The organism is Konateibacter massiliensis (genome assembly GCF_900184995.1).
GTDB classification, from domain to species: domain Bacteria; phylum Bacillota; class Clostridia; order Lachnospirales; family Lachnospiraceae; genus Lachnotalea; species Lachnotalea massiliensis.
Genome location: NZ_LT860099.1, coordinates 1606449 through 1619824 on the forward strand (window position 1 = coordinate 1606449; position 13376 = coordinate 1619824).

Annotated in this window: 11 protein-coding genes; 4 read left to right on the plus strand and 7 right to left on the minus strand. The window is 41.0% G+C overall.

Features of this window, described 5'->3' with window-relative positions:
• Positions 1-96 precede the first annotated feature (96 nt).
• From CTY48_RS13190 to CTY48_RS13220, 7 genes are all read right to left on the minus strand, one after another.
• Complete coding sequence (locus CTY48_RS13190) at positions 97-1200, minus strand: SLC13 family permease (protein ID WP_099468946.1); 1104 nt, start codon at positions 1198-1200, stop codon at positions 97-99.
• 51 nt (positions 1201-1251) lie between these two features.
• Entirely contained in the window at positions 1252-2298 is a 1047-nt protein-coding gene (locus CTY48_RS13195) for a dipeptidase (protein WP_099468947.1), read from the minus strand.
• Between the two features lie 143 nt (positions 2299-2441).
• Complete coding sequence (locus CTY48_RS13200) at positions 2442-3824, minus strand: methyl-accepting chemotaxis protein (protein ID WP_236354924.1); 1383 nt, start codon at positions 3822-3824, stop codon at positions 2442-2444.
• Positions 3825-4111: 287 nt separating this feature from the next.
• On the minus strand, positions 4112-5014 hold the full coding sequence (locus CTY48_RS13205; RefSeq protein ID WP_099468948.1) for an ROK family protein: 903 nt from the start codon (positions 5012-5014) through the stop codon (positions 4112-4114).
• Between the two features lie 4 nt (positions 5015-5018).
• Positions 5019-5891: a carbohydrate ABC transporter permease gene (locus CTY48_RS13210; RefSeq protein ID WP_099468949.1), complete on the minus strand. Its 873-nt coding sequence runs from the start codon at positions 5889-5891 to the stop codon at positions 5019-5021.
• Positions 5891-6796 (minus strand): carbohydrate ABC transporter permease, encoded by a 906-nt coding sequence (locus CTY48_RS13215; protein WP_236354926.1) that lies wholly within the window; start codon positions 6794-6796, stop codon positions 5891-5893. The genes CTY48_RS13210 and CTY48_RS13215 overlap by 1 nt, the downstream gene beginning before the upstream one ends.
• Positions 6797-6858: 62 nt before the next feature.
• Entirely contained in the window at positions 6859-8220 is a 1362-nt protein-coding gene (locus tag CTY48_RS13220) for an ABC transporter substrate-binding protein (RefSeq protein ID WP_099468950.1), read from the minus strand.
• A 167-nt stretch (positions 8221-8387) separates the two neighbouring features.
• On the opposite strand from CTY48_RS13220, the gene CTY48_RS13225 reads away from it, so the two are divergent.
• The 4 genes from CTY48_RS13225 (at position 8388) to CTY48_RS13240 (ending at position 13288) form a co-directional block, all read left to right on the plus strand.
• Entirely contained in the window at positions 8388-10124 is a 1737-nt protein-coding gene (locus tag CTY48_RS13225) for a sensor histidine kinase (protein ID WP_180272729.1), read from the plus strand.
• Positions 10125-10202: 78 nt separating this feature from the next.
• Positions 10203-11765: a response regulator gene (locus CTY48_RS13230; protein WP_099468952.1), complete on the plus strand. Its 1563-nt coding sequence runs from the start codon at positions 10203-10205 to the stop codon at positions 11763-11765.
• A 38-nt stretch (positions 11766-11803) separates the two neighbouring features.
• On the plus strand, positions 11804-12565 hold the full coding sequence (locus CTY48_RS13235) for a Fic family protein (protein ID WP_099468953.1): 762 nt from the start codon (positions 11804-11806) through the stop codon (positions 12563-12565).
• 48 nt (positions 12566-12613) lie between these two features.
• On the plus strand, positions 12614-13288 hold the full coding sequence (locus tag CTY48_RS13240; RefSeq protein ID WP_099468954.1) for a Crp/Fnr family transcriptional regulator: 675 nt from the start codon (positions 12614-12616) through the stop codon (positions 13286-13288).
• Positions 13289-13376 lie beyond the last annotated feature (88 nt).

Genomic DNA, 13376 nt, shown 5'->3' on the forward strand with positions numbered 1-13376 from the left:
TAACATTTTATATCATAGAAATCTTCTATGATATAAAATTAAAGTGTGAGCCCTGCTCACACTTTGCGCCCGAGTGGGTTGCGAAGCAAACACATTCTACCTCACAATCGGTACCGCCGTCAGTAACGCCACCAAGAAAAATACATTTGTCAGCGTAAACACGCCGATATATCGTTTTGTATCCGAATGTTGAATATTCACATAGTAGCGGTAGGAAATTAAGCTTGCCATAGAAGCAATTAAGGTCCCAAGACCTCCGATATTCAGACCTAACAGCAACTCGGAATAATTGTTTGTAAAGCCGGATAAAAGCATGGCTGACGGCACATTGCTGATAACCTGACTGGATAAAACAGCAAAAAGGATTGTATTTCCCTTTATAATTCCCTGAATGGAGCTTCGAACAAGCTCCATATGCTGAATATTTCCAATAAAAATAAAAAAGGCGGTAAAGGTAAATAAAAGACTGTAATCCGCCTTCATTACTAAATTTTTATCGCTTAGAAAAACTGCTGCCAGCACAATCCAAAGTAATACAGCATAATTTAATAAATGCAGCACTGCCCCGATACAAAGCAGAAACAACACCGCATATAACAGCAGCCGCTTTTTGTCCGAGACCTTATGTATCTCCATATTTGTCTCGATTTTTTTATTATTTCTTGTAATAATCCAAATGACAATCAATAAAAGTACATAGGAAATCACCGTAATCGGAAGCATAACCTTCACAAATTTTGCTATGGACATCTCGGAGATTGTATAAATATATAAATTCTGCGGATTTCCAATTGGTGTCAGCATACTTCCCAAATTAGCGGCAACTGTCTCAAGTACAATCAGACTAATCAGTTTGTCCCTCTTTTTGAGGTTTAGCAAGAGAAGAATCGTAAACGGAATAAATGTGATAAGCGCAACATCATTTGTAATCAGCATACTGGTGAAAAAGCACAGTGATACCATCATACTATATAACTGCCTGTCATTCTTAATAAATTTCAGCATATATCCCGCTAAAAATTCAAACATACCGATAGACTGCAAACCGCCCACAACAAGCATCAGGCAAAAAAGCAAAATCAGTACGCCAAAGTCGATATAGTCGATATATGCCGCGGACGGCTTCACAATAAACACAGATAAAGCTGCCAGCAAAATGGCAGCGGTTAATACAGGTTCTTTTTTGATAAATTCTTTCATTTCCTCTTATGTCCTCTAATCTATCTTTTATCCGGTGCTTTACTACCCCGCCTAGTACGGAAGCACCTTTCTAAAATAATCCACAAAGTTTCTGCCAATTATCTTTTTCACCGTCTCCTCCGAATAACCCATCTGTAAAAATTTGGAACTGACTTGTATCAGCTCTCCATGATTTCGTATGCAGTCAAGCGGCTCTTCCAGTCTGTCGGTCTTTAAAACGGCACGCTCATAGGCTTCGCATAAATCCAGACCATAACCAACGTGCTCCTCCCCTGCAATCTCCATGATGTGTCTTGTGTGCTGGCACATCTTATCAATCGGGTGATTTGCGGGATCAGCACCCACAATATCTTTGTATGCATTTAAGCCGATTACACCTCCGCTTTTTGCAAGCCTTTTTATCTGCCCATCGGTAAGGTTTCGATAGCTATCATGTATATTTCTGGCATTGGAGTGAGTTGCGGCAAAGGGTTTCATCGTGCAGGCAGCCACATCCTCAAATCCGTCGTCATTTAAATGGCTTACATCAAGGAACATAGACAGCTTCTCCATCATCTGTATTGTCTCAATTCCAAGCTTAGACAGTCCCCCTCTGATATCCTCATACTGGCTTGCCTTACAACAGCCTTCACCAAGATAATTTCGCCTGCTCCATGTCAAGCTTGCGCCCCTAATACCCATCTCGTAAAAGGCACGCAGCATGCTGCAATCGCTTGTAACAATGTCAAGCCCTTCAAAATACAAGAGAATTCCGATTTTATTGCCGTTTATTACCGCCTCTAGGTCGCTCTTATTTTTGATCAGGCAGACTTCATCTCGAAGCTCCTCTATCTCCTTAAGTAACGCACTAATTTGGTAGAGAGTAAGCTCAAGCCCTCTTGCCGGAAGCTGTTTTGTCTCAACGAAAATAGAGGAAGCAATCACATTGATACCTGCTCTTTTCAGATTTTCCAGATAATGCTTTTCTATCACATGCCTCTCTCCGTTTTGATGCCTCTGATAAATCTCAGCCGCCAAATCCAGATGAGCGTCTACCACAGGATTTTCCTGATGAAGATAATACGCCCTCTCCTCATATTCATTCCGAAACAATGCCATATTTTTTTCAATCCTTCCTAGAATACCACAAAATAGTGAAAAGTGTTATACTTTTATTCTATTTTTATTCCGGTCGGCTTATGCACTTGCTTTGAAATAGAATCTGAAAAGCCAAGCACCTCTTTTCGGTACTTGGCTTATTTTTACAGCTTAAACTGCTCCATCGAAGCCGCCAGCTCATTGGTCATATTATTTTGTTCATCCATTGATTTGGATACCTGCTCCATCGTCTCCCCGATAAATGACAGACTTGAATTGATTTCCTCGGAGTAGGAAGAAGTCTTCTCCGCGGTATCTACAACAGACTCAACCGCTTTGTTAATCTCCTCCAGAGAAGAATTGATTAAATTGGTCGATCCGTTGATTTTGGTTGACAGCTTGTAGATTAATTCCGCATCATTTTGATAATTCTCTCCGGTTTTAAGGAGCAATTCATAATCGGACATAACATCCTCATCAATATAGCTTAAAATATCCTGAGAGCTCCTTGTCAGGTTATCAAATACTTCCCTTGTCTGTGAAATCAAGGCCTCTACATTGGAGATAGCATCTGCTGACTGGTCTGCCAGCTTTCTTACCTCCTCGGCAACAACCAGGAAGCCCTTGCCATGCTCACCCGCTCTTGCCGCCTCAATCGAGGCATTCAACGAAAGCAGATTCGTCTGGGAGGCAATCTCATTAATTGTATCAGCAAAGGTTGTAATTTCCTCCACAACCTTTCCTGCCTCAATCGCCTGGAGAATTTTTTCCTGCTTCTCCTGATAGGTTGTTTTTGCATGATTCATGGAGTCTGCAACCGTGTTCTTCATCTGGTTTGCGCGAATCTCCATCTCCTTTGCCGCTTTCAAGGAAGTGTCAACCTCCGTGAGAAGCGTATTCTTTATCTCTACAATCTTCTCAATGTTCTCACTTGCCCGCTGTGTGGAAAATGTAAGTTCATTTGCATCCTCTGCCAGCATGGTAGATGTCGACTGAATTGCCGTAATATTGCTCGTGGAATTCTGTGTTGCCGCCAACAGTTCAGTGCTGGAATCTTCAATTGTCACCGAAATCTCCTCCACATTTGAAAGCAGCTTTTTCATATTGGCGTTTGCCTTGTCAAGTGAATCGCCTAATTTAGCAAGCTCATCATTTCCAATAAAATTTAATTCATAAGACAAATCTCCCTTTGCAAACTTCTCTGCGTAAATATATATTTTCTTTAATCGGTTTGAAATCAAAAGATTGAACAAGATTGTGATAATGATAACTGTGATGATAATATTTAAACCTGAGTTAATATAAATTCCGACGCTGCCGTCAAAAACCTTCGTATCCATTCCTACCCTTTTCAGTCCGGCGAGACTCTGACTCATTGCAAAGTTAACCGCTTGACCAATCTGTGCAGTAAAAAGCTGTACCACCACAATCGCTATGATAAATTTGGTTCGAATGGAGTTCAGCCGTGAACGGGATAATTTTTTTCTAATAAAGCTCATATGATATTCTTTTATCTTCTCCTTGGATAAATCTGAAAATTTGTCCATGAATTTCATCCTCCTTGTATGTTTGACCAAGATGTCAAAAGGTGCTCTGCACCTCAATCAATTTTATGATGCCGGGACCAAAAGGTATTTTGATCTTTTGATCCTTGTATCATATTATAATATAGCTCCCAAGCCGTAGCAAGCTAGGAATTATGAACATTCTGTGATAATCGCACCTTGCGCCGGGTGAATTGCAAAACAGCCTCTTCCTCTTTGTAATAGATTTTCCTAAAACAATACAAAAGCACCGGCTATCATTCTCACTGAAATAATAACCGGTACTCCTCTTATTTCTCACTATCTAAATAATGCTTTAACGCACCAATCAGGTTTGCATCATTATCATAATGGCATCTCACAACCTTTGCCTTTGACGGCACCTTCACCGGAAATACGTCGTAAATATAGTCTACCTTTTCCTGTATCATGGAAATCAGCAAATCCTGCTTGCTGATACCTCCGCCGATGGCAAACAATTCCGGATCTAAGATTGCCTGCAAATTAAAAATCTCCTTTGCAATATCCGTTGTAAATCTGTCAAGTGCCTTTAAAATCAATCTATCACCGGCATTTGCCATCTCAAAAATCTTTATACCGTCCATTTCCTCCGGCTCAACCTGCTTGGCACGTGCCGCCATTTGGCATAGCCTTTTGTTGCCGTTTCTCATTCCCCATATATTTTCAAGGCTCTCATAATCATTTCCAAACAGTACAAAGCTAAATTCCCCTGCTGCAAAATGCTTTCCTTTATAAATCTTTCCGTCCTTGATAATACCTCCGCCAATTCCGGTTCCAAGTAAAATCACGACCCCGTCACTGCAATCTTTCAGACTTCCGTTCCATGCCTCCGCAAGAGCTGCACAGTTGCCGTCATTTTCCACCGTGACTCTGACCTTGCATTTTTCCGTGAGCAGCTTGGCGACAGGCGTCTGCTCTATAAAGCCGAAGGAACCTCCAGTTATGGCAATTCCCTTATCACTGTCGATAACGCCTGGCTGGGAAATGGCAATTCCCTCCGCTCTGCCCTGAAAGCCCTCGTATATGCCTGCCAGTCTGCCAATATAACCATCCACTCCATTTTCATAGGAAGTCTTTATTTTTCCTTTCTCCAAAGTTTCTGCATGGCTTGTCATAAGAGCGTATTTTATCTCCGTTCCGCCAACGTCAATAACCAAATATTCCTTTTCCATAATTCTACCCCTTTACTGCCCCTGCTGCTATTCCGTTTATAAACTGCTTCTGGAGTACGGCAAATATAATGATAAGCGGCAGTGCACACAGTACACAGGCGGCAAATAATACATTCCACTGTGCCGGGTTTTCTCTGTCTCCTAAAAACTGTATCATGCCGACCGGCAAGGAGTACTGGGAGGATTTTGAGATAAATACCATCGGGAAAAAGTAATCATTCCAAATCCAAAGTCCCTGTGTGATAATCGTTGATACCGTTGCTGGCTTTAACAACGGAAATACAATCCGTGTAAATCTCGTCCAAAGACTTGCACCGTCAAGGTAAGCAGATTCTTCTATCTCAATCGGCACACTCTTCATAAAGCCCGCATAGAGAAACGTGGAAAACGGCAAACTACAAGTGATAAACATAATCATTGGTGTAAATCTTGTGTTCGGAATATTCAGGCGGCCAAACATCTGCGCCACCGGGACAATTACCATCTGTGCCGGAATTACAAGTCCTGCAATAAAGAAGTAATATAATCCCTTACTAAACGGACGTTTGATTCTCGTAATCGGGTAAGCTGCCATTGTAGCGATGCAGACAACAATAAGAACCGACCCGCCTGTTGTCATAAAGCTGTTTAAAAACTGCATCGGATAATTCATTTGGTTAAATGCCGTGATATAGCTGCTTAGTGTCAACTGGCTGAACAGGATAAGCGGCGATTTCATGTTTGAGGCTTCACGAAGGGAGCTTGATACCACGATGACAAGCGGTGCAACGATAATGATACAAAATAAAATCAATATGATGTAAACTGCCAAAATACTTGGGGAGAGTTTTTCATATTTTTCTACTTCCCGGTCTGTCTTTTTTTTGAAAAATGCCATTATAGCTCCACCTCCCTCTTATTCATAAAAATCAGCATAAATATCGTAATTAAAATAATGACGATAAAGGATATAACCGAAAATGCACTTGCTTTTCCCATCATCTGGTCGGTAAAAGCAATTTTATATATCGTAAACATTAATGTATTTGTTGATTTGCCCGGACCTCCATTTGTCATGATAAAGGAGTAGTCAAATGCCTTTAGTCCCGCAATCACGTTCAAAATTACGTTAATCGTAATAGTCGATGAGATAAGGGGAAGCTTTACCTTTCTGATCAGCTGCCATTCATTACAGCCATCAATCTTCCCTGCCTCCAGCAAGCTTTCATCCACAGTCTGCAAGCCCGCAAGATAAATAATCATAGTAGTACCAAAGCTCTTCCATATTTCGACAATCGCAATCGCATACAGTGCGGTTTTATAATTGCCAAGCAGATTAAGCTTTGAGCCGTCCAAGCCGACAAGATCCATAAGTGAGGAAAGCATACCTGCATCCGGCATATAGACATAGGACCAGATAAAACCAACTACAATCGCACTGAAAAGTGCCGGCAGATAGGCACATGTTCTAAAAAATGCCTTTCCTCTGATTTTGATATTTAAAACCATCGCAACACTGATTCCTAAAAGGTTGCTTCCAATTACAATGATAATCGCATAAATCAAAGTATTTTTGATGGAATTTACCATCGTTCCTTCTTTGAATAGGGTTACATAATTCTTAACCCCGACAAAATCGTAATTATAATTAATACCATTGAAATTCGTTATACTGTAATAAAATAATTGTAAAACCGGGTAAACCCAAAACACACAAAATAGCAACAGTGCCGGAAGGGCAAACACATACATGCGGTTCGGAAATACAAGAGAAATATTTTTACTTTTTTTCTTTCTATTCACACTTTTCACCTCTTTTTTGAAGGAATGGACAAATTGCCCATTCCTTCTTTACTTTCAGCATATTACTCGGTATAAAGCTCTTGGAATTTCAGCTGCATTCCCTCCACAATATCCGAAACTGTTGTACCCTGACCACCGATTGCTTCGCTGAACAGAGCCTCCATCTCGCTCTCTGTACCTGCCGGCCAGCCCTGATTACACCAGTAGAAGGATTTTCCTTCATTGTATAAATCAACGAACGTCTGGAACAGCGGATTTACCTGGTCGGAGCCATAACCATAGGTTGCAACAATATTGCCTGCATCTACATAAGCCTTCCAAATATCTGATTCACCATCAAACCAAAGCTCTAATATTGCTTTCGCTTCATCAATATGCTTAGATCCGGAATAGATACCCGGTCCGCCGCCAATTGCCACAGAAGCATATAAATCTTCTCCTGCATCGTTACCCGGAAGCGGGAAATAGCCTCTTTCAAACTCCACAGTACCTGATGCCTGAATAGCTGCTGCATTGAAGGAGCCGTCAAAGGTCATAGCTGCCTCTCCATCCACAAATTTCTGGATAGCCTGCTGTGCTCCGATTCCCAAAGAGGAATTCTGGATATAACCCTTGTCATATAATGTCTTATACATCTCAAGTACCTTATCCCATGTTCCCTCATCGGTGAATTTTGTCTCACCTGTTCTGAGCTGGTCATCAAATGCTGCATTGTCTGCATAAACCTGATTTGCTGCAATCTGATATAAACCAAACTGCATAACATACATATCTTTGTCACCCATTACAATCGGCTGGATACCTGCATCCTGCAATACCTGACAGCAGTTTAGGAATTCATCCCAATTAGTCGGCACGGAAAGTCCGTTTGCCTCAAACATATCTTTATTATAGTAAGTTCCAAGCATTGTTGCACCGCTTCCGATACCATAAACATCGTTACCGTAGCGGTATGACTCTCTTGCCGCTTCCCCGCCAAGCTCAACTGCCTTTAATTCAGTCAACGGCTCTAGATAGCCAGCCTGTGCAAGACTGATAATTGAGTTTGCTCCTGCATACTTAGGCTGTAACAAAATGATATCAGGCGCTTCACCTGAAGCAAGCTTTGTCTTTAATGCCGTATAATACTGGTCATCCGGTAATTTTGTTACCTCCAATGTGATGTTTGGAAATGCCTCTTGTACAAGCTTCGGCAGTACCTGTGTCTCAAAATCATTTTCTGTTGCTGTTCCCGAATACATCATTGTAATTGTGATGTTGTCCGTTGTCAACGTGCCATCACTTGATGTTGTGGCTTCCTCGGTAGTCGTTGTCGCTGCATCACCCGAGCTGCTCTCCTCAGCAGTTTTCTGACTGCAGGCTGTCAATGATGACAAAATCATTGTTCCTGCTAAAACTAAAGCACCAATCTTTTTCAGTTTCATTGTAATCCTCCCTTTTCAAAAACAAATTGATTTTCTTTACATTTATAATATTATCATAGTTATAGTATACTTTTGTTCGCACTAATGGTATACTATTGTTAGATTGTAACTGTTCAGTACCTTCACAGTTACGTTAACTTTAATGATTGCCGGTGCGGAGGTGCATGATGAAGCTAAAAACAAAATTTCTCATTATATTTTTACTGATTTCCAATATTCCTATCCTTATCATCACAAGCTATACCTACAATAAGTATACGGAATTAATTCATGCCCAGACAACACAGGTTTCCGAGAATGTCTTTAACAATGCGAAGGAGTTTGCGAACTCCTCCATCGCAAATATCAATCATATCGCAGAAATCTTCTCCTTTTACTCAGGCAGCAATGATACTATTATAGAGGATTTGAAAAAATACGCCAAGTCCGATGACGATTATACGCCATACGATTTATTTCAAAGCAACAACAACCTAAAGTTTATCTGTCAGAATTTAATTTACTCCTCCTCTTATATAAACGGAATCTTTGTTTTTACTCCAAGCGGCGCCATACTTGGCTACGGTTATGGCGGCGGCATTGACATTCGGCCGGACTACCTTCCTTTTGACGATGAATGGTATCAAAACACAGTTGCGCTGAAAGGTAAGACATATGTGGACGGAGTGACAAAAAAGGACTTTCTCTTGCGCGGCGAGCCTTCTATTTCGTTTTCACGAGCGCTCTATGATGTATATACACACGAATTTTTAGGTGTTTTGTTTATTGACTGCTCCGAGGGAGTTTTTGATTTATCGTCCGTCAACACACTGCCGAGCCTGATGCTTTTGTCTATTCAGGATGAGAACGGTTATATTTTATATACGAATGTAGATGATCTCGTAGACAATTTTACGTCGAAAACCACACAAAAGAAATCCGTCTCTCTCGACATTGACGGACTTACCTTACATTCAGCCGTCAATTACACGCATCTATATCAGCAATTTAACTATACAAGAACGCTCATTATCGTGATTGGTATTATCTGCGCGGTCGTGTTTTTTGTTATTTCCATCCTGCTCTCTCACTCACTGACCCAGCCAATCACCTACCTAAGCAATAAGATGAGCAACCGATTGGGGCACAACAAGGTAAATCGGGAAAAATATTTAATCCGAACCGACGAAATCGGTATTCTTGCCAATGAGTATAACCATATGATTGATGAATTGGATACCTTCATTAAGAATGAATATCAAAATAAGCTTATCACCTTGGATTCTCAGATGAAGTCCTTGGAAGCGCAGATTAATTCTCACTTTTTGTACAATACATTGGAGTCCATCAACAGCATTGCAGAAATTGAGGAAGTCGAGAGCATCGCCGTTATGTCTCTTGCCCTCGGAAATATGTTCCGTTACAGCATTAAGACCCAAAGTGAACTGGTTACCATTGAGGATGAGTTAAACCATGTAAGAGACTATGTGGCAATCCAGAAAATCCGCTTCGACAATAAATTTGACTTAGTCATTGATTTGCCGGAAGGAATGCCCTCTCTTCGGGTTCTGAAGCTGATTATGCAGCCCATTGTTGAAAATGCTCTCTACCACGGACTTAATTACTGTAACCTTGGCAGTTATATTAAGATACACGGATATGTTAAGGAATCAAATATTTATATTGACATATGCGACGACGGTGCCGGAATGAGCCGGGAACAGGTGCTGGACCTGGAAAACAGTTTTCAGGAAACAGCGCAGTTTACCGAATTAGGACACCGCAACAAACAGAGTATCGGATTGAAAAATATTCACACAAGAATCGCCCTCTATTACGGTCAGGGCTATGGCTTGTCTGTCCAGAGTACACCGGGCGAGGGGACCATTATTACGATTAAACTGCCCTTATTATTCCGTTCCTGAAAGTTTTAATTTATATGATACCAAGGTCAAAAGGTCATGTGACCCCAACACCTTTATGCAAGCACGAGGAGGTATAAAATGTACACATATATTGTTGTAGATGATGAAAGTTTAATAAGAAAGGGTACAATCAAAAAATTGGAGGCATTGCAGGAGACAGTTTGCTGTATCGGTGAAGCCTCCAACGGAACAGAAGCGCTTGCCCTAATTGAGAATACAAATCCTGATATTATTATTACCGATATGAATATGCCGATTATGGACGGCACACAGTTTCTCCCTCTTTTGACCGAGCTCTATCCTCAAAAGCGTCTTATCATCATAAGCGGTTACAAGGACTTTGAATATACAAAGCATGCTATTTCGGCAAAAGCTGTGGATTATATTCTAAAGCCGTTTAGCAAGGAAGAAATTCAAAAAACCGTCCTAAAAGCGGTGAAGCAGATTGCCGACAATGATGAACTCCAAAATAAAATTGATTTAAGCGAATCGGAAAAGGAAAGGGCACGCTATGAATATGATATCCAGATGTTAAAAAACATCGTACTTGGCTACCATACTGCCACGACTTCCATAAGCTCAAGCCGCCTGAAATTTGTGGAGAAAACCCATGATTTGGTTTTAATCGCCATACGTTCCTCCACCCCGCTTGCGGAGGAAACACTGCAAAACTTTCTTTCAGAAAATGGCTTCGGCGATTTGGCGATTTATCTCCAGCATATCCACTGTGACAACCTTGGCTTTCTCATTCTTTTTATGCCTGAGCAGGCAGCCATTTCCGTCAACGATCTGTGCAAGCAGGTGGTAAACAGTCTTTCCTCTCATTTAAGCACGTTAAACATCGATTCCTTTTTCGGTATCAGTAACACCCATTCCGAATTGACGAGTCTGAACACTGCATTTGGGGAGGCCGTCGATGCATTAAATTCCAGAGAAATATGCTCCAGCCAGCAGTATACCTTTTACAGCTATGTATCAAATGAGCCGCTTAGCATGAACTGGGACAGATATGAGGAGTTCTTATTCCGTATTGAATCAGGGATGACGGAACAGGTAAAATTACTATTAGATGACCTATTTCACTATTTTGAAAGTTTAAGGCACTGTACGCTTTCCGACGTAAAATACTATTGCTTTCAACTGGCAGACAGTGCTAAACTGATTATGTCGGAATATTTAGAACAGGTGAACACTGGAAGCGTCTCGGGAAGTATGCAGAATATATTAAATACGATTTTTTCTCTTGAGGAAATCAAGCAGTACTACGCTCAATTTTTTGCCAATATCACCGATATCCTTAAGGCAAAGAGTGTTTATGCCTCAAATGACGTGATTGAAAAAATGCAAATTTATGCAAGGCGCAATTACTATAAAAATTTAAATGTAGAGTTTCTTTCCTCTCTTTTTTACATGAGCCGCAGCTACTGCTCTCATTTGTTTAAGGAAAAGACCGGGGAAAACTTCGTAGACTTTGTCAATCAAATCCGCATCGAGAAAGCAAAAGAGCTTTTAAGAAACACAGACAAAAAAATGTATCAAATCAGCAAATCTGTCGGCTATGACAATGTTAAGTATTTCTTTCGTATTTTCAAAAAAATAGAAGGCATCACACCGGAGCAGTACAGAAAAGGAGAAAGCTGAACTGTGACAACTGAATCTGAATACTATGAGGTGATATCATGCAAACAATAAAAGATTCCATAAAGCAGGCAGATGCCTGCAAAGAAAAACGTTCTTCACTCTCCTTGCCAGAGGAGAAGAAAAAGGAAATAGAAGGCTATTTTCATCTTCATACTACCTATAGCAGCAACACTCTGGATGGAAATTCCCTCACACTGGAGGAGACAAAGGAGGTACTGGAAACAGGACGCCCTTGCAAAGGAAAATCTTCAAAAGACTGCTATGAAGCACTTGGACATGGAGCCGCCTACGATTTTATGCTCTCGCTGGCAAGCCAGCCTGATTTACCGATTACAAAGGAAAATATATTAAAGCTTCACGAACTCTTTTATGAGAAAATTGATTCGGAAAATGCCGGAAAACTTAGAACAGCTCCCCGCCAGATTGCGGGAACCCGTTATCTTCCGCCTCCTCCTGAAGAGCTGGAGCATTTGATGGAACATTTGGCAGATCAGTTGGATTCCTCCAAGTACTCCCTCCATCCGTTGGAGCTTGCCGCGCTGTCTCACAAGCGGCTCCTTGATATTCATCCCTTTGCTCACGGAAACGGAAGGGTTGCAAGGCTTCTTATGAACCTCATCCTTGTAAATACCGGGTACGGCGTGACTTTGATTCCGCTTAGCCTTCGTGATGAATACATTTCTGCACTTGCTACATCCAGAAAACTTTATAATCCTGATCCGATTACCAAGATGATTGCAGAATGTGTGGTAGAGACAAATAAGGAATATTGCCGGCTTCTAGGCAATACAGATAAGTAACTGTGAAGGTAGTAAACCGTCACATATCATTTAAAAAAGGAGGCTGCTATGCTTGATAACGAAGCATTTAACTATGTAACATCCCGTCTGGATTTTTGGGATAAGTTAAACGAAGAAGAAAAAAATATTCTCCAGAACAATACAACAAATGTCGTATTTTCAAAAGGCAGTAAATTATATAGCACAAACAATGAATGTCTGGGCGTTCTTCTCGTACATTCGGGAGAATTACGAGTTTATATTTTGTCTGAGGATGGACGCGACATCACGCTGTACCGGATATTGGAGGGAGAACTTTGTGTTCTGTCCGCCTCCTGTGTCCTAAACAGCATAACCTTTGATGTGGAAATTGAGGCAGAACAGGATACGGAAGCGTACCTGATCAATATCGGTGCGTTCAGCAAACTGACAAGTCAAAATGTCTATGTAGAAAACTTTGCTTACAAAAATGCCATTGAACGTTTTTCCGATGTGATGTGGTCTATGGAACAGATTTTATTTATGAAATTTGACAGGCGTCTTGCTATCTTTTTACTTGATGAGATGGCAAAGACGAACTCCTCCGATTTAACGATTACGCAGGAGCAGATTGCAAAATATGTGGGCAGTGCAAGAGAGGTGGTCTCTCGTATGCTAAAGGTATTCCAGTCACAAGGGATCTTAGAACAGTCACGCGGATCAATCCGTATTCTTGACCGAGATAAGCTGATGGCACTTATTTAAAACGCAAATGCCCCAACTCCTCAAACTGAGGGGCTGGGGCATAATTTAATATCATGCACACCTCGCGAAAGGAATGTAGCTGCTTTTT